Annotated in this window: 14 protein-coding genes; 3 read left to right on the top strand and 11 right to left on the bottom strand. The window is 47.0% G+C overall.

Annotation, left to right across the window (positions count from 1 at the left end; all coding sequences use genetic code 11):
* Window positions 1-26: 26 nt before the first annotated feature.
* Genes nusA through FTV30_RS02155 form a run of 3 tightly spaced genes read left to right on the top strand, consistent with a single transcriptional unit; the run spans window position 27 to window position 4,637 of the window.
* A complete protein-coding gene (nusA, locus tag FTV30_RS02165) occupies window positions 27-1,511 on the top strand; it encodes a transcription termination factor NusA (RefSeq protein WP_005094384.1) in 1,485 nt (494 codons plus the stop codon).
* 10 nt (window positions 1,512-1,521) lie between these two features.
* Window positions 1,522-4,233 carry a translation initiation factor IF-2 gene (gene infB, locus FTV30_RS02160; protein WP_005094383.1) on the top strand — a complete coding sequence of 904 codons (2,712 nt, stop codon included), beginning with the start codon at window positions 1,522-1,524 and terminating at the stop codon, window positions 4,231-4,233.
* Complete coding sequence (locus FTV30_RS02155) at window positions 4,233-4,637, top strand: ribosome-binding factor A (RefSeq protein WP_005094380.1); 405 nt, start codon at window positions 4,233-4,235, stop codon at window positions 4,635-4,637. Before infB ends, FTV30_RS02155 begins: the two co-directional genes overlap by 1 nt.
* 105 nt (window positions 4,638-4,742) lie before the next feature.
* On the opposite strand, the gene FTV30_RS02150 is transcribed toward FTV30_RS02155, so the two are convergent.
* From FTV30_RS02150 to FTV30_RS02100, 11 genes are all read right to left on the bottom strand, one after another.
* A complete protein-coding gene (locus FTV30_RS02150; protein WP_005094378.1) occupies window positions 4,743-5,147 on the bottom strand; it encodes a Na+/H+ antiporter subunit G in 405 nt (134 codons plus the stop codon).
* Between the two features lie 10 nt (window positions 5,148-5,157).
* Window positions 5,158-5,433 (bottom strand): monovalent cation/H+ antiporter subunit F, encoded by a 276-nt coding sequence (locus tag FTV30_RS02145; RefSeq protein ID WP_005094376.1) that lies wholly within the window; start codon window positions 5,431-5,433, stop codon window positions 5,158-5,160.
* On the bottom strand, window positions 5,430-5,948 hold the full coding sequence (locus FTV30_RS02140; protein ID WP_005094373.1) for a Na+/H+ antiporter subunit E: 519 nt from the start codon (window positions 5,946-5,948) through the stop codon (window positions 5,430-5,432). Before FTV30_RS02140 ends, FTV30_RS02145 begins: the two co-directional genes overlap by 4 nt.
* Window positions 5,948-7,756, bottom strand: coding sequence for a monovalent cation/H+ antiporter subunit D (locus FTV30_RS02135; RefSeq protein WP_100357765.1), 1,809 nt, complete (start codon window positions 7,754-7,756; stop codon window positions 5,948-5,950). Before FTV30_RS02135 ends, FTV30_RS02140 begins: the two co-directional genes overlap by 1 nt.
* Window positions 7,756-8,121, bottom strand: coding sequence for a Na+/H+ antiporter subunit C (locus FTV30_RS02130; RefSeq protein ID WP_005168933.1), 366 nt, complete (start codon window positions 8,119-8,121; stop codon window positions 7,756-7,758). The genes FTV30_RS02135 and FTV30_RS02130 overlap by 1 nt, the downstream gene beginning before the upstream one ends.
* A 4-nt stretch (window positions 8,122-8,125) precedes the next feature.
* Window positions 8,126-10,963, bottom strand: coding sequence for a monovalent cation/H+ antiporter subunit A (locus FTV30_RS02125; protein ID WP_074383643.1), 2,838 nt, complete (start codon window positions 10,961-10,963; stop codon window positions 8,126-8,128).
* A 446-nt stretch (window positions 10,964-11,409) separates the two neighbouring features.
* A complete protein-coding gene (locus tag FTV30_RS02120) occupies window positions 11,410-12,792 on the bottom strand; it encodes an AAA family ATPase (protein ID WP_100357764.1) in 1,383 nt (460 codons plus the stop codon).
* Window positions 12,793-12,825: 33 nt separating this feature from the next.
* Window positions 12,826-14,328 (bottom strand): UvrD-helicase domain-containing protein, encoded by a 1,503-nt coding sequence (locus FTV30_RS02115; protein ID WP_100357801.1) that lies wholly within the window; start codon window positions 14,326-14,328, stop codon window positions 12,826-12,828.
* A gap of 15 nt (window positions 14,329-14,343) precedes the next feature.
* Entirely contained in the window at window positions 14,344-15,126 is a 783-nt protein-coding gene (hisIE, locus tag FTV30_RS02110; protein WP_179999320.1) for a bifunctional phosphoribosyl-AMP cyclohydrolase/phosphoribosyl-ATP diphosphatase HisIE, read from the bottom strand.
* A gap of 226 nt (window positions 15,127-15,352) precedes the next feature.
* Complete coding sequence (locus FTV30_RS02105) at window positions 15,353-16,240, bottom strand: SDR family NAD(P)-dependent oxidoreductase (protein ID WP_044108999.1); 888 nt, start codon at window positions 16,238-16,240, stop codon at window positions 15,353-15,355.
* 291 nt (window positions 16,241-16,531) lie between these two features.
* Window positions 16,532-17,809 carry an O-acetylhomoserine aminocarboxypropyltransferase/cysteine synthase family protein gene (locus tag FTV30_RS02100; protein WP_074383639.1) on the bottom strand — a complete coding sequence of 426 codons (1,278 nt, stop codon included), beginning with the start codon at window positions 17,807-17,809 and terminating at the stop codon, window positions 16,532-16,534.
* Between the last annotated feature and the right edge of the window lie 7 nt (window positions 17,810-17,816).

Here is a 17,816-nt window from a genome sequence, read left to right as displayed (position 1 = left end):
ATAAAAATTTAACGAATAGGTGACGTATGGCACGTGAAATTCTGACCGTCGTTGAAACGGTTAGTAACGAAAAGGGTGTACCTCGTGAAGCAATTTTCGAAGCGCTTGAGCAAGCTTTAGTTGCGGCGACCAAGAAAAAATTCTACGAAGGAACTCGCTCTGAAGAAGCACGTTTACGTGTGGAAATTGATCGCAAAACAGGTGACTACCGTACTTTTCGTCAGTGGGAAGTAGTCGCTGACGAAGATCATGAAATGCCAGCGTGTCAGGATGCGATTTCTGATCTTGATCCTGCACAATGGTCAATTGGTGATATTCGTGAACTCGAAGTAGAATCGATTGATTTCGGTCGTATTGCAGCACAAATTGCCAAGCAAGTGATTGTACAGAAGATCCGTGAAGCAGAACGCGCACTTGTGGCCGATGCTTATGAATCTAAAGTCGGCGAGCTGATCTATGGTGAAGTGAAGAAACAAACCAAAGATGGTTTTATCATTGACTTGGGTGATAATGCTGAAGCATACCTTGCACGTGAAGAAATGATTCCGAAAGAAATTCTTCGTCCGAAGCAACGTATGAATGCGATTCTGTTCAATGTGAACCGTGAAGGTCGTGGTGCGCAACTCCAGTTGTCACGTGCCAAGCCGGATATGCTGATCGCATTGATGAAGAAAGAGATCCCTGAGATTTCTGAAGAAATTATTGAAATTAAAGCAGCAGCTCGTCAACCAGGCGTGCGTGCTAAAATTGCAGTAAAAACAAATGATCACCGTATTGATCCGGTTGGTGCATGTATTGGTATGCGTGGTACACGTATCCAGGCTGTTCAACAAGAATTGAACGGTGAGCGTATCGATGTCGTGGTATGGTCTGACGACCCTGCCCAGTACATCGCCAGCGCACTGGAACCAGCAGATGTATCGAGTATTGTCATCGATGAAGATGCCCGTACTGCAGACATCATCTTTGCAACGAGTGATCAATTGGCTCGTGCGATTGGTTCACAAGGTCAGAACGTTCGTCTGGCATCAGAATTGACTGGCTACAAGCTGGACATGATGCTGGAAGAGGAATACTACGCCCGTCAACAAAACGAAGCGCAACAGTATCTGGACATGTTTGTAACACGTCTGGATATCGCGGAAGATTTGGCGATGGCACTGGTAGAAATGGGCTTCACCTCGCTTGAAGAAATTGCTTATGTCCCTGCAGAAACGTTTGATGAAATCGAACTTGATGCTGAACTGGTTGAATTATTGCAAAGCCGTGCGAAAGAAATTGCACTTGCTGATGCATTACAACAGCAAGAGAATATACAAGCGCCAAGTGAAGAACTTGTTGCAATGGAAGGCATGACAGCAGAGATCGCGCAAGCTCTAGCAGCTCGTGGTGTGGTAACAGTTGACGATTTGGCAGATCAGGCGACCGACGATATCGAAGATATTGAAGGTTTGGGTGCTGAGAAAGCCGGTCAACTCATTATGAAAGCGCGCGAATCATGGTTTAACTAGGAGGTAGTATATGACGGACAAGTCGATTAAAGAGTTAGCCCTCAGCGTGGGTCGTCCAGTTGAGAAGCTCCTAGAGCAGGTTCGTGAGGCAGGTTTACCACAGCGTAAAGCTGACGATATTATTACCACCGAACAACAAGATAGCTTGATGAGCCATGTGAAGAAATCACAAGGTTCAGAAAGCCAAGCAGGGCAAATCACGTTGAAACGTAAAACAACCAGTACTGCAAAAGTTGCGAGTACTTCAGGTAAGGCGAAAACGATTAATGTAGAAGTTCGCAAGAAGCATACATTTGTTAAGCCTGATCCAGAACAGATCAAAGCAGAAGCATTGGCGAAAGCCAAGGCTGAACAACAGGCCAAAGCTGCGCCTGAGCAGAATACAGCACAAGCTGCTTCTTCTGCTGAAGCTCCGAAAACTGGCGTAAATAACGCGAGTAAAGCTCTAGAAGCGATGCGTGCTGCTGCAAAACAAACCAGCGACAAGCAAGAAGTTTCTAAAGCGGCAGTCGTGGTAAAACGCAAATCGACCAACAAGCCGATTGTAAAACAGGTTGTTAAACAAACTGAAACGGCTGAACAGAAAAAAGCACGTGAAGCTCAGGCAGCGCAATTAAAAGCGACTGAAGAAGCAGCACGTCGTAAAGCGGCTGAAGAAGCGCAGCAACGTACGCTTGAACAAATGCGTCAGATGGCGTCTAAGTACACCGCTGAAGATACAACAGCAACGATTCGTGTCGTAGATGATTCTCCGCTTGCTGCCGGTCTGGTAGGTCAGGCATATGAAGACTCATTTGCCAAAGAAGACCGCGAGATCAAACGTGGTACCAATACCCCAGCTGCACGTGCACCGAAAAAAGGTGGACGTCGTGGTCAGGAAGAACAGAGCTTCAGCAAACAGCCTAAACGCGGTTTGAAAACCAGCCAGGGCAATAAGCACGGCTTCGAAAAACCTGTGAAGAAACAGGTTTACGATGTTGAAATTGGTGAAACCATTGTTGTGGCTGACCTGGCTGCGAAAATGGCGATCAAGGTTCGTGAAGTTATTAAATCTCTCATGAAAATGGGTGAGCTGGTTACTCAGAACCAAGCCATTGATCAGGAAATTGCAGCGTTAATCGTAGAAGAAATGGGTCATAACCCGGTATTGGTTTCTGATACGCAAGCTGAAGATAACTTGCTTGAAGCAGCTGAAGAAGCACGTGGTGCACAAACAACGCGCGCACCAGTGGTTACCATCATGGGCCATGTTGACCATGGTAAAACATCGCTTCTTGACCGTATCCGCCGTGCCAAAGTGGCGCAAGGCGAAGCAGGCGGTATTACCCAGCATATCGGTGCTTACCACGTTACAACCGACAAAGGTATTATTACCTTCCTTGATACTCCGGGACACGCAGCGTTTACTGCAATGCGTTCACGTGGTGCCAAAGCAACGGATATCGTGGTACTGGTTGTTGCAGCAGATGATGGTGTTATGCCACAAACTGCAGAAGCAATCGACCATGCACGTGCTGCAGGTACACCAATCATTGTTGCAATCAACAAGATGGATAAAGAATCTGCTGATCCAGATCGCGTATTGAACGAATTGACCACCAAACAGATCGTACCTGAACAATGGGGCGGTGATGTACCGGTTGCAATGGTTTCGGCGCATTCTGGTCAAGGTATCGATGAACTTCTAGACCTGATTTCGATCCAGGCTGAATTGCTTGAACTGAAAGCATCGGAAGAAGGTGCTGCACAAGGTGTGGTGATTGAAGCACGTGTAGACAACAGCCGTGGTGCGGTCACGTCTATTCTGGTTCAAAACGGTACCTTGAAAGTGGGTGACCTGGTTCTTGCCGGTTCATCTTATGGTCGCGTTCGTGCAATGACCGATGAAAATGGTCAGCGTATCAAATCTGCAGGTCCTTCGATTCCAGTGGAAATTTTGGGTCTTCCAGAAGCGCCAATGGCAGGTGACGAAGTTCTTGTTGTTAGCGATGAGAAAAAAGCACGTGAAGTTGCCGATGCACGTATGGATCGTGAACGTCAAAAACGTCTTGAGCGTCAATCTGCAATGCGTCTTGAAAACATCATGGCGTCTATGGGCAAGAAAGATGTGCCTATCGTGAACGTGGTGCTGAAAACTGACGTACGCGGTACACTGGAAGCCTTGCATGTTGCACTTGCTGAACTTGCAACGGATGAAGTGAAAGTACGTATTATTGGTTCGGGCGTTGGTGCAATCACCGAGTCTGACGTAACACTGGCTGAATCTTCAGAAGCAGTTCTACTTGGCTTTAACGTTCGTGCGGACAACACTGCGCGTCAAAAAGCCGATGCAGACAGCATCGACATTCGTTACTACTCAATTATCTATCAATTGATTGATGATGTGAAAGCAGCAATGAGTGGTAAGCTGGCACCTGAACATCGTGAAACGATTCTGGGTGTTGCACAAGTACGTGAAGTATTCCACTCAAGTAAATTCGGTGCGGCTGCGGGCTGTATGGTTCTTGAAGGCGTATTGCATCGTAACAAACCGATTCGCGTACTCCGTGATGACGTGGTGGTATTCCAGGGCGAGCTTGAATCTCTTCGTCGCTATAAAGAAGTGGTTGAAGAAGTTCGTGCCGGTATGGAATGTGGTCTTGCGGTGAAAGGTTATAAAGACATCAAAGCACTGGATAAGATCGAAGTGTACGATGTTCAACTGATTAAACGGAGTCTTTAATGGCGGGTAGTCAACGTCTGAAGCGTATGGCGGATACAGTACAACGCGAGTTGTCAGAACTGATCCGTCAGGAGCTGAAAGATCCACGCTTAGGTGGTCTGGTGACCATCTCTGCCGTGAAGGTGAGCCCGGACTTGGGATATGCGGAAGTTTATGTCACTGTTATGGGACGTGAGCTGGGCGATGAACAAAGTGAAGCGGCGAATAAAGAAACTTTAGAGGTATTAAACAAAGCCTCTGGTTTCCTGCGTCACGAACTGAGCCGTCGTATCAAAACCCGTATTACACCTCGTCTACGTTTCCATTACGACAAGACCAATGCCTATGGTAACTATATGTTTGGTCTGATTGCTGAAGCTGTGAAGGATTTACCTGAAGCTGAAGCAAAAAAAGATGATGAATAAGTCTTAGGACAATAAAAAAGCCACCTTCGGGTGGCTTTTTTATTGCTGGCTTTATTGAAACTTTAAACATTAGAAGTGAATCGACCTATCTAAAAATAATCTAAATCAAGTGAGATCATCATTTTTATGATTCATTTTTTTCTCATAAAAAGCACGGCGACGTGAACGTTGCCAAGGCAGGGGGCGCTCTAGTGTTTCTGGAACCTCACCACTTAGTGAGCGTAAACGTAAATGCAATGCTGCCTGCGCCATCAGATTGGCCGATACTGGCGCAGTGATAAAGGCAAATAGGGTAATCAGCACTTCAGCAAAACCGAAACGGCCGTACATGGCAGAAAAAATAATCGCGGCAATCAGAAAACTGCCCAAGCCCAAGGTACTGGATTTGGTTGGTGCATGCAGCCGCATAAACAGATCGGGCAGGCGCACCATCCCGATCCCACCGACCAGCATGAAGAAAGCACCAATCAATAAAAAAATCGAAACTAGTATTTCTAAAATTAACGGCATTTAAAAACTCCTAGTCGATGACATGGCCAGTGGTGAAATAACGCGCCAAAGCTGCCGTAGAGACAAAGCCGAGCATCGCCACCAGTAAGGCCTCTTCAAACAGAAAAGTGCTACTCCAGTAAATTCCCAAAATGACAATCAGACAGGTGGCATTCAGGAACAGGGTATCGAGTGCCAAGAGGCGGTCAACGATAGAAGGGCCGGTAATGAGTCGGATCAGGCAGAGTAACATCGAGACAGTGACTGCACCCAGGCAAATCATTAATGCATAAGGCAGAATCGTCATATTTTTTCTCCTGTCTGTGCGCTGAAAATTTTAAGCAAGGGCTGTTCATAACGTTGTTTGATCAGCTCGATTTCAGCTGCTTCATCATCCGTGCTTAAAGCATGCACCAGAATATCACCACGATCCTGATCAATACCGGCAGTGACTGTGCCCGGTGTAGTGGTAATAATCATGGCCAGTAAGGTGTTGACTTCTTCATGCTCGGTTTCCAGAGGCACACGGAACCATTTGGGATGTAGGTTTTTGGTCGGCCCCAAGACCAGTTTTGCAACTTTAAGATTGGCCACCACAATGTCCCAGACCACGACAAAGAACAGACGCAGCGCAGGCCGCCACTGGATATTCGGGGTATAGTCAATAAACGGCGCGACCATTTTGGGAATGACAATCGCCAGAAGCAGGGCCACCAGCAAGGTTCCGGCTTCTGTGCTATGTGACAGTAAAGTCCAGCTGAGCCCCACGATTACAGAAACCAACGGGTGCGGGAACCAACGTTGCAGGAATGATTCAGCCATTAAGGTCCCTCCGCCGGTTTAAGTTGATTATCATCATGTTGGGTTTGTTCAATATGCTGCTGGTCAATCTGACGTTGTTTGAATTCAGAAATATTTTCACCTTCCAAAGTGGCTTCTGAAATCATATAAGGAATCAGATGTGCATTTGGATCCACCACCTCGCCACCATATTTGGTTTCTGGCAAATAACTTGGATCAAAGGGTTGCACACTAATAAATTGACCTTCTGCATCACGTTTTAACAGGGCAGCTTCATAGACCGGATTGTTTTTAATCTGTTCTGCCGTCTGATAGTTATATTGATAGATCGGTCCAGCAAATACAACATAAGCTGTTAAGCCGGCAAGTAGCAAATAGATCGTGTGATCATTACGTGCAGGTGCCTTACTGGGTAAAGCTTCATATTTGTGGAAATCGTCAGAATTCAAATCATCTTCAGGTTTGGTCGAGCGCCAGAACAGCATAAAGCCGACTCGAGTAAAAGCCAGAATACTGAGGAAACTCACCAGCAGAATGGTCAGGATAATGATCATCTGATGCTCTGAATTGGCAGAAGCCTGCAAAATAAAGACTTTGCCAAAGAAGCCGCTGAACGGTGGCAGACCGGCCATCATCAAGGCAATGATGAAATAGATAATCGAAACCAGCTTGTTCTGTTTCATCAGCGGTGCGATTTTAAAATGATCTTTGAACTCACCGCGCTGTGAGGTAATCCAGCCAGACAGGATATAAAATGCTGCAGCAATCAGGGTACTGTGTACCATATAGTACAGGGCGCCGGCCCAGGCTGCAGTCGTATTCATGCCAATCGCCACCAGAATCGTGCCGACTGAAGACAGCACCATAAAGCCGACAAAACGGCGCAGGCGTTCTGTACCAATCGCACAAATGACACCATAGACTGAAGTAATCAGACCGATCACCAGTAGACAGTTCATCAGAATCTGATGGCTGTATTCATCATCAAAAACAGTTCCATTGATTCGCAAAATCGCATAGATCCCGACTTTGGTCATGATGGTAAAGAGTGCGGCAACAGGGGTGGTGGCTACGGCATAGGTTTTGGGTAACCAGAAGCCCACCGGCAGCATTGCCGCCTTAATCCCGAAGACCACGAATAGCATGAGTCCACCGGCAACGGCCAGTTTATGCTGATCTGCTGCCAAGGTAGGCATTAAGCGCGCCACATCGGCCATGTTCAGACTGCCGACACTGCCATAAATCATGCCGAGTCCAATCAGGAACAGCGCAGAAGCCAGCAGGTTAATGGTGACGTAATGAATTCCCAGCTGGAAACGCGCCTTGCCCTGTCCATGTAATAGCAGCACATAGGATGCCATCAACAAGATTTCAAAGAATACGAACAGGTTGAATAAGTCACCGGTCAGGAAGGCGCCGGTCAGGCCCATCAGCAGGAAATGCACCATAGTATGGAAATAACGGCCACGGGTATCCCATTCTTTACTGGCATACCAGACCACCGGTACTGCCAGGGCATAGGTCAACACCAGCATCATGGCAGAGAGTTGGTCCAGCACCAGCACGATCCCAAAAGGTGCCGCCCATTCGCCCAGTGTATATACACTGACTTGACCCTGACTGCTGTCAATTAAATAACTGACCGCAATGATCAGACCCAAGATACCCGAGATATGGCTGATACCACGACGCCAAGGCTGACGCCAGTCTGTGGTCAGGGAGCCAGAACCCGGATTGCCTAAAAGTACCAGACTAAAAGCGGTAAGGGCCGGTAAAAGAATACTGAAAATTGGCGTATGTTGAGACCAGAAGTGAAGAAAATCAGTCATTAAGGCTCATCCTCACGTGGGTCAATCTGAGGTGTTTCTTCTTTTGAATCAACGTGGTCTGTTCCTGATTCATAACGGCTACGCAGTGCCAGCTGAACAATAAAGGCAGTGGTGGCAAAGCCAATCACGATGGCGGTCAGCACCAGTGCCTGCGGAAGGGGATCGGTGACTCTGGAGGCCTCGGTCAATACGGCAGGCGAATTCATCTGGATCCGCCCCATGGCAAATAAAAACAGGTTGACCGCATAACCAATCATGGCCAAGCCCAGCACCACCGGAAAAGTACGCGCACGCAGAATCAGATAGATTCCGGTGGCGGCGAGTAGACCAATGGCGGAGGCTAATAAAAATTCTAAACTCATCATTCTATTATCCTCTTGGTACTGGGCCAGTCATACTGGAGTGACGTGAATCGCCCAGCACAGAAATCATCAGCATGGTCGCACCGACTACAGTGACATAGACACCGACATCAAACAGCGCCGCCGAAGCCAGATGCATTTCTCCAATCACGGGTGGCGAGACATAAATATGCGCACTGGTCAGGAATGGGCGTGACCAGAACCAGGCTGCAACCCCGGTCAAACCGGCAATGGTTAAACCCACGCCAATCCAGATTTCATACAAACGACCAGATTTGGCACCCAGCAACTGTTCAGTTTTATCCTGTCCCACTGCAATATATTGAATAATTAAGGCCAGTGAGGTGACTAATCCTGCAATGAATCCACCGCCCGGCAGGTTATGGCCACGCATAAAGATATACAGGCTGACTACCAGAGCTACAGGTAAAATCCATGATGCCGTGATACGTAACATCAAGGGGGAGGGATTAAATCGATAGGTCAAACCTTGGGTCATGGTGGTGCCATGCGCACGCATGCCATCCATCAGGCTAAGCACACCAATCGCGGCAATCCCGAGTACAGTAATTTCGCCGAAGGTATCGAAACCACGGAAGTCGACCAGAATCACATTGACCACATTGGTGCCGCCGCCGAGTGGAATTGACTGCTGCAGGAAGAACCATGAAATAGAATTATGATCACGGGTCATAATCAGCCAGGCGATGGTGGCAATACCGAGACCGCCGCCCAAGGCAATAATGGCATCACGCCAGCGACGGGTCGGACTCGATTCATACGGAGTTAGTTGTGGCAGTAAAGATAAACTCATCAGGAGCAGAACCGTGGTGACCACATCGACTGTAATTTGGGTCAATGCCAGGTCAGGTGCCGAGAAGCCAATAAAGACCATGGTCACCACCAGACCTACTGCACCACTGATCAGTACCGCTTTAATCCGTTCATGATGGAACCATAGCAGCATCCAGCAGGCAGAGAACAGCAACATCCACAAGACAATGGCCAGGGCAGGGGCATGGGTCAGCTCACGCGTACCGCTACCGATACCATTGGATAACAATGGGAAACCAACCAGGCCGATGGTAAAGATCACAATCCACAATAAATAGCTTTGTAATTTGCCAGTTTCAGTGGCACGGCGGAAACGACGTGAATTTAACAGCAGATTTTTCAGGAACAGGTCAAACAGGATCCGACCCTGTAAGCGGCCCAGTTTTGGATCCAGATCAATTTCACGTAAGGCACCACCTTTGGCCAGAGAAAAGTAAAATACTGCACCACCGGCCAAAGCAATCACACTCATTAATAATGGCAGATTAAACCCATGCCAGAGGGCCAGATGCGTACCTTCAAAAGCAAAATTTTGAGTCGTTGCCTGCGTGGTACTATTCACGATTTTTTCGACTAAAAGTGCTGGCAATAGACCCACTAAAATACATAAAAATGCCAGTAAAGTGGCGGGTGCGCGCATGCCAAATGGTGGCTCATGCGCATTTTTATTCGGGACTTGCTTGCCCAGTGGGCCGTCGAAAAATACCCCATGCACCAGACGAATCGAATAAGTGACTGCAAAAATTCCGGCCAATGTCGCCACAATGGCTGAACCGACCAGCACTGGCCCGCTTAAATTGGCCACCAGCTCAGTAAAGAACATCTCTTTGGAGAGGAAACCATTGGTCAATGGAACACCGGCCATAGAGGCCGCAGTGATCATGGTCAGCGTTGCAGTAAAGGGCAGCAGTTGCCATAGACCTGAAAGCTTACGTAAATCACGGGTACCAGATTCATGATCGATAATACCGGCAATCATAAACAGGGCCGCTTTAAAGGTGGCATGGTTAATAATATGGAAAATTGCCGCTGCGACTGCCAGTGGAGAACCAATCCCGAGCAGACACATGATCAGACCCAGATGACTGATGGTTGAATAGGCCAACAAGCCTTTCAGATCTTCCTTAAAAATGGCAAAAAAGGCGGCCATGCACAGGGTAAACAGACCGACAAAGGTCACAATATTATGAAACAGTGCCGCGCCCGCAAAAATCGGGAGTAAACGTGCGACCAGAAACAGGCCGGCTTTGACCATGGTGGCCGAGTGTAAATAGGCAGAGACCGGTGTCGGTGCTGCCATGGCATTGGGTAACCAGAAATGGAAGGGGAACTGCGCACTCTTGGTAAAGGCACCGAGTAAAATCAGCAACAAAGTGGGAACAAATAGCGCATGTGACTGGATCTGTTCAGTCATCGTCAGGATTTGATCAATCTGATAAGTGCCGGTAATTTGACCCAGCAGGATGAAGCCACCAAGCATGGCCAAGCCACCCATGCCGGTAATGGTCAAGGCCATACGTGAGCCGCGCTGTGCGGCTTCGTAATTGCTCCAATAGCCCACCAGTAAAAATGATGAAATACTGGTAAGTTCCCAGAAAACCAGCAGGATCAGCAAGTTATTCGACAATGAAATTCCGAGCATGGCTGCCATAAACAGCATCAGCAAGAAATAAAGTTTGCTCAGCGAATTTTTAGGATTGAGATAATAATAGGCATAAATATAGATCAGGGTGCCTATGCCACTGATCAGCAAGGCAAACAGCAGGGCCAGAGAATCCAGACGGAAACTGAAATCGATCCCGAGCTGGGGCAGCCAGGACCAGGTCTGAATGATCACGGCACCATCAAAGATGGCAGGCGCCTGACTCAATAATAATAAGAAACTGCTGAGGCTGACACCAATTGCCCCTAAAGCCGTTACCCCGCGCGAAAATTGCTTCAGCCACGAGACAAGGGTTGTGCCTAATACTAACGGTAACAATATAATAATCGGCAGCACACTCGTATCCATTGTCGTGATTTAGGTTGTGACCAACCTAGGGTGAATCTTCATCTTTCAAGGACTACAGGATTACAAGGAGCAACCCAAACTTCTCAATCTTGAAAGCCAAAAGAATATTCAAAAAGAATATAAAAACAGTTGTATTGCGCAACTTATAAACGATAGCAAATTCCGATTTTACAATGAAATTCGCAAATAAAACCGATCATATTACAGGATAACAACAACATCAACGTTTTTATGTCGAACTTATAAATTATACGCGAGCAGGCTTTTGGCGTGGGGTGGATGCTTAAACAGTTCATCCAGAAGTGACCGAAAATTAAGATTAAATTGCAAGCATTGATTGTAAATATGACTAAATGCAGTTTTACAATTGCAAAAAGACAGCACTAAAATGGTCTGGATAAATCTCGATATTCATCGAAACGATCATTACTGTTTTTCAACGTTACTTAGAGCGATTGCGGTAGCGTCGGCTGATCCTGAGCAAGTAAACGTAACAATTCCTGCTGCTGTTCAGGATTCAACTGTTGCTGAATCCGCTGTAATACAGCAAGCGGTGTAGTCGGTTCGGTGACGGTTTCTATTAGCGCTTCTTCGGCAGGAATTGCGTCTGGATCAGTATGTAGACCCATTTCGGCATAGATCTGATCAAACTGGATTTTCATGCTTTCAAGATGAATTGGATGCAACTGTTTATTTTCGAGTCTTAAGCACTGAAAGGCCTGTGCATGTTCCAGTAACTCAGGTCGGTTGCCGGTGGCAATAATTTGCAAGTTAGGAAATGCCTGATGCAGACGTGGCAGAATCTCTGCTGCCAGATCCTGATCCAGCTGATGATCAATGGCATCAATCAACAACACTCCTGTACCTTCCTGACATGGAAATAAACTGTTCGGGTTGAGCAGACAAAGACGCCGTACAATATCGCCCACCAGTGCAATCCAGGTACGGATGCTATTGGGAAGCTGCTGAAAAGTAAAACGCTTGTCCTGATAGGTCAGCATCAGTTGCAGCCTGGGCTGGTATTTTAACTCAATCTGGCTGATGTCAGGCAGTACCTGCGACAGGGCATTTTTTAAGGCCGTTAAATGTGGGGTATGCAGCTGTGCCTGGGCTTTCTCGATCTGCCACGCCAGTTCATCTCCCCGAATATCTTCAGGCTGCTGCAAGGCACGCGCTAAAATCTGATCCATGATCTTGGCGCTTTGCGCATTTTCAATATCACTGACTTCACGCAACCATTCAAAGAAACGGGCAAAGGTCGTAAACGGAATCGCGCCAATGTCGTAAGCATACGCTGTATGGAAAATGGCTGGATTGTTTTTGCTGATCAGATTGACGTCATTGACAAAGCGGTCGGCAGGATAATAGGCAATCAGCGGCAAGCCGAGCAGAGGATCATTGAATCGGGCTTTCTGATAAAGGCCAAGCATGCTGTCCAGTTGTGCAGTTTCGGCTTTGCTAAAGCCGAGTCCCTGACTATTTAAAGTCTTATAGACTTGCCAGGAAAAACTCTGTTGCTGTGCAGCTTCAGTCTGGCTGGATTCTGTAAGCGCTGAAACCTCTTCGGGAAAGCCAACCCGGATATCAATTTTGGATTGCAGCCGGTGTTGCATGATGTCCTGATCAGGTATCACCAGACCGGCAGCCCGGCTATCGCGATAACGCGCTGCAAACCAGGTCAGCGCCTGATAAGCACAGCGTAACAAAGTGGTTTTGCCAGTACCCTGATTGCCCAAAATTAAGGTAAGCGGATATTGTGAATAATCAAGCTGGAGCTGAATCTCTGGAAAATGCAGGATGTGTTTCAGTTGAAGCGCTTCGATGTGCATAGGTCACCTGTACCATGATTTTACATCCATACCTTAACCGACGGCTTGACGAAGCGACTGCGGCATCTTGATCTTCAGTTGTTGAATCAGGTCATAAATGTGATGAATATTTAAGCTTACTTTAGCACGTGTACAGGCCACGTAAAGTAAACGTAGCTCTTCATCACTAATTTTATGATCTTTTTCATTCAGCTTAAACTGATAGTCATCTTCAATATGCACCCGTTCCCACTCCAGACCTTTGGCCTTATGTGCAGTGGAAATAATATAGTCCGCCTGTCCAATCGGGGTGATTTTGGCCAAGGCTTTTTTCAATGGATCGGTGCCATGTTCATCGACTAGTTTAACCAGCGGTTTGATATCGCTGCCTTCATTGGTTTCACAGTATTCATGCACATCATGCCAGGAATTAAACCAGGCCAGTTCCGGCACATCAATCACCCGTTTGCCTTGTTTGAGCATGGCAGCCGCATCGACAAAACGATTCAGTTTGACATGATCGGCTTGCAGGCTGACTTTATCGCCACGAACTAAACCTGCTAATAACAACTCCATGGCCCGGGCATTGGTCCGGCACAGAATCGCATCACGCATTTTGGTATGCGGTTTATTCACGACTTTAGAATCTAACAACGGATTGCCAAGCAAAGGCACGGTTTCATTCAGTGCACCTAAAATGGCATTGGCATTTAACGCGATTTCAGGGCCAAAACGAAACGATGTGGTCAGGCGTGATTCGGGTAAAGGCAGTTGCTGCATGGCATTCACCGCACCGCGCCAGGCATAAATCTGCTGATGCGCATCACCGACATAAATCACCTGAGTATTCCGCTGTTTCAGCAAAATTCCGAGCATGAGTGGGTCGGCATCTTGCGCTTCATCAAACAGCACATAATCGGCCGGAATATTCGGTTCAGACAGCGCCCAGAGTTTCAGGTAAATATCATGGCCAATCCCGGCCTGATGATTGGGATCGATTGATTCTAGCCAGCGCCGTTCTACGGCCGGATAGAGTTTCTTTTGCAGGATCTCAATATCATCTGGATGCAACCAGCTCGGTGCCTGAATATGCCGCGGAGCAGGATATTGCGAACTGGTCGAACAGAAATAGCCAACCGCATTGGCGACTAAACTCGCCAGACGCGAAGGCATCAAGACATATTTTTCATAACGCCCACCCATCATACGGCGCATGGTCATCGGTTCCAGACGGTATTCTTTGGCAATAAAGCTTGGACTTAAACGGGGCAGACGCAGCTTGTCGGTGATTCCACGTGGAACACTGCGAAATGCCAGCGAGTGAAAAGTGCGGCAATCTACGCCGCGATGAAATTTGGCTTGCGCTTCACTGGCAATGGCTTTGTTGAAAGCCAGATACATGCCACGCCGTTCAGGCATGGCATCACTGATCATTTGTAATGTGGTGGTTTTACCTGTGCCGGCATAGGCAATCACTTTAAAGGAATTACCCAGACGGGCATTATCGATGGCAGTGGCCTGCTCATAAGTGGCCTTGGGTTTTTGCAGATCAGACACAGGCATATTCATCATTTAATGCTGACGGCTGGCTTTTTCAACCAGACCGGATAAGCCCTGACGACGTGCCAGCTCATTCAAGACCAGTTGCGGTTCGATATCGAAATAGCCGAGCATGACGATAGTATGGAACCACAGATCTGCCACCTCATAAATCAGATCATTTTTATTGTCTTCAGAGACCTGAGCGTTGAAATCTTTGGCAGCCAGCACAGTTTCAAAGCTTTCTTCACCGACTTTTTCTAAAATCTTGTTCAGGCCTTTGTGATAGAGCTTGGCCACATAAGAGGAATCCGGATCGGCCTGTTTGCGTTCTGCCATCATTTGGCCCAGATAGGACAAGACTTCGACCTGTTCAGATTGAGCGGTTGACGCTTCCATCGCCAGCGTATGCGGATTTGTGGATTTTTCACCATAAATCGCAGACGGGTGTTTCAGCTGTGCATCGACAATTTCCCAGCCATTTGGCGTGAGTTTGCGATAGAAACAGGATTCGCGACCGGTATGGCAGGCAATGCCGCCATGCTGTTCAATTTGCAGCACAATTACATCGGCATCACAGTCCAGACGGATTTCATGTACCGTTTGAAAATGTCCTGATTCTTCGCCCTTATGCCATAACTTGCTACGTGAACGGGAGAAATACACGGCTTGGTTTTTCTCAGCCGTCAGTGCCAGCGCTTCACGATTCATCCAAGCCACCATCAAGACACGACCAGTTTGATGATGCTGGGCAATGGCAGGGACTAATCCTTGTTCGTTAAATTTTACTTCATCGAGCCATTGCGCGTTGTTCATAAGGGTTTCCATCATTTCAATCAAAATATAAAAATACGGATAGGAAATATCCGCAGATAGTGTACGTGATCTCGCAGCATTTGCGGCAAAAATCTGTGTCGATAAAGACAGGCTATGTCGTGTGTGATCCAGATGAGCTTGCTTTCACCTAGAGATTTAAAACTGAGACATCAAAAAAGCCGCCCGATCGGCGGCTCGTATTTTCAGGAAATTATCCCAGTAAAAATTACCAGTGTTCGCCCGGGAACAGCCGTGCATATGCTTTTTGCACCAAATTTAATTTTTGTGGTTGACCCACAGAGGCACTTGAACTTGGGAACAGGTTATAACCAATCGACATCAGAACATTGTTGATATCCGGAGCAATCGAATAAGTAATCGAGGCCAGACGACCCAAACCGGTCGCAACTTTCTTCGGACGTTTCACGATGGCATAGGCAATCAGGTCAGCTGCCTGTTCCGGAGAAAGTGTCGGGACGTATTTATAAATTTTGGTTGGTGCAATCATCGGAGTGCGTACCAAAGGCATATAGATCGAGGTGATGGCGATTTTATGCGAATGTACTTCTGCAGACAGACAGCGACTAAAGGCATCCAGCGCAGCTTTTGAAGCAACATAGGCCGAAAAACGGGTGGCATTGGCCAGTACGCCAATCGAACTGATGTTAATGATATGACCCGCGCGACGAATCATCATTTGCGGCAGGATATTCATGACCAGACGCACGGCGCCGAAATAGTTCAGCTGCATGGTTCGTTCAAAATCATGGAAGCGGTCGACCGATTCATGCACGGCGCGACGAATCGAACGACCCGCATTATTGATCAGAATATCAATATGATCGACTGAGGCAATGATCTGTTTGGAGACCTCATCAATCGCCTCCATATTGTTTAAATCGCATGGAAAGATTGAGGCTTTGCCGCCTTTGGCTTCAATGTCTGCTTTTACTTGTTCTAGGGTTTCTTGAGTACGGGCCACCAGTAAAACATGCGCACCTGCATCGGCCAGTTGATGTGCCGTCGTTAACCCAATACCGCTGGATGCGCCGGTGATCAGGACGGTTTTACCTGCAACAGATTTTTCCAGTTGTTTGTGTAGTCTAGTTTTCACATTTGTTATCCCTAATTTGAAGTCAGCGTTCAAATTATTTTTATTAAAGGTGTATGGCGCTCTAACAGGAGATGAGAGCGAAGGTGAGTACCGATATGATAACCAATTCTTCAGGAAAATCTATAAATTAAACTATTGAAATTAAAATTAGAGTAATTACTCTATTTGTGTTCGCTATTTCATTTAACTTTTACCATGAAAATAAAAAGCAAAGCAAGTGGCTGTTTTAGAATATAAATAAAAAAAACTCCACCAGAAAGGGTGGAGTTTTGAGTCAGATGAAACACGCCTTTAAACGGTCGCTAGCGCCTGTTCCAGATCCGCGATCAGGTCATCAATATGTTCAATCCCAATCGAGAGTCGCACCATATCTTCACTGACACCTGCTGATTTTAACTCCTCGGCATTGAGTTGGCGATGTGTGGTGGTCGCCGGATGGCAGGCCAGACTTTTGGCATCGCCGATATTAACCAGACGGGTAAACAGTTGCAGCGCATCAATAAAACGTGTGCCGCCTTCAAGACCATGCTCTACACCAAAGGTCAGAATTGCAGACGGTTTACCTTTCACATATTTTTGTGCCAAGGCATGTTGTGGATGATCTTTCAGACCAGCGTAATTGACCCATTTTACTTTAGGATGCTGCTGTAAATATTCCGCAATTTTAAGCGCATTTTCAGTATGACGCTCCATACGCAGACTTAAAGTTTCCAAACCTTGCAGGATCAGAAATACATTTTGCGGGCTGATCGCGGCCCCAGTATTGCGTAGTGGCACCACACGCGCTCGAGCGATATAAGCTGCTTCACCGAGAACTTCGACATAGTTTACGCCATGATAACTTGGATCGGGGGTATTCAGCGCGGGAAAGCGTTCAGGATATTTACCCCACGGGAATTTACCGCTATCGACAATGATGCCACCAATCGAATTGCCATGACCGCCGATATATTTGGTCAATGAATGCACGATAATGTCGGCACCAAAATCAAAAGATTTTTGTAGCACTGGCGTTGCCACCGTATTGTCAACAATCACGGGCACACCGTACTCATGCGCGATTTTTGCAATCTCTTCCAGATCAATAATATTACCCAGTGGATTACCAATGGATTCCACAAAGACCAGTTTGGTCTTGTCATCAATTAAACTACGCAAGCTTTCCGGTTTTTCATAATCAAAGAAACGCACGTCAATACCTTGCTTCGGCAGGGTGTGTGCGAACAGGTTATAGGTGCCGCCATAGAGCGTAGATACGGATGCAATATTGTCACCGGCTTCAGCAATGGTCTGAATCGCATAGGTAATTGCAGCCATACCAGACGCTAAAGCAAGTGCGCCAATCCCGCCTTCAAGTGCGGCAATACGTTGCTCTAACACCGCCGTGGTCGGGTTCATGATCCGGGTATAGATATTGCCCTGTACCTTTAAATCGAACAAATCGGCCCCATGTTGAGTATTGTCAAAGGCATAAGATGTGGTTTGGTAAATTGGCACTGCTACTGCTTTGGTGGTGGCTTCAGGGCTATAACCTGCATGAATCGCAAGGGTTTCTGCTTTATAACTCATTATGACT

Origin of the sequence: Acinetobacter sp. YH12255, from assembly GCF_013417355.1 — a bacterium.
Taxonomy (GTDB): Bacteria; Pseudomonadota; Gammaproteobacteria; order Pseudomonadales; family Moraxellaceae; genus Acinetobacter; species Acinetobacter pseudolwoffii.
The sequence above is the reverse complement of the archived record's forward strand: the minus strand, read 5'-3'. Positions and strand labels throughout refer to the sequence as shown.

What these genes read in the sequence shown, in the direction of transcription:
- nusA (WP_005094384.1), top strand. Translation starts at nt 27, where the DNA reads ATGGCACGTGAAATTCTGACCGTCGTTGAAACGGTTAGTAACGAAAAG.
- infB (WP_005094383.1), top strand. Translation starts at nt 1,522, where the DNA reads ATGACGGACAAGTCGATTAAAGAGTTAGCCCTCAGCGTGGGTCGTCCA.
- FTV30_RS02155 (WP_005094380.1), top strand. Translation starts at nt 4,233, where the DNA reads ATGGCGGGTAGTCAACGTCTGAAGCGTATGGCGGATACAGTACAACGC.
- FTV30_RS02150 (WP_005094378.1), bottom strand. Translation starts at nt 5,147, where the DNA reads ATGCCGTTAATTTTAGAAATACTAGTTTCGATTTTTTTATTGATTGGT.
- FTV30_RS02145 (WP_005094376.1), bottom strand. Translation starts at nt 5,433, where the DNA reads ATGACGATTCTGCCTTATGCATTAATGATTTGCCTGGGTGCAGTCACT.
- FTV30_RS02140 (WP_005094373.1), bottom strand. Translation starts at nt 5,948, where the DNA reads ATGGCTGAATCATTCCTGCAACGTTGGTTCCCGCACCCGTTGGTTTCT.
- FTV30_RS02135 (WP_100357765.1), bottom strand. Translation starts at nt 7,756, where the DNA reads ATGACTGATTTTCTTCACTTCTGGTCTCAACATACGCCAATTTTCAGT.
- FTV30_RS02130 (WP_005168933.1), bottom strand. Translation starts at nt 8,121, where the DNA reads ATGATGAGTTTAGAATTTTTATTAGCCTCCGCCATTGGTCTACTCGCC.
- FTV30_RS02125 (WP_074383643.1), bottom strand. Translation starts at nt 10,963, where the DNA reads ATGGATACGAGTGTGCTGCCGATTATTATATTGTTACCGTTAGTATTA.
- FTV30_RS02120 (WP_100357764.1), bottom strand. Translation starts at nt 12,792, where the DNA reads ATGCACATCGAAGCGCTTCAACTGAAACACATCCTGCATTTTCCAGAG.
- hisIE (WP_179999320.1), bottom strand. Translation starts at nt 15,126, where the DNA reads ATGAACAACGCGCAATGGCTCGATGAAGTAAAATTTAACGAACAAGGA.
- FTV30_RS02100 (WP_074383639.1), bottom strand. Translation starts at nt 17,809, where the DNA reads ATGAGTTATAAAGCAGAAACCCTTGCGATTCATGCAGGTTATAGCCCT.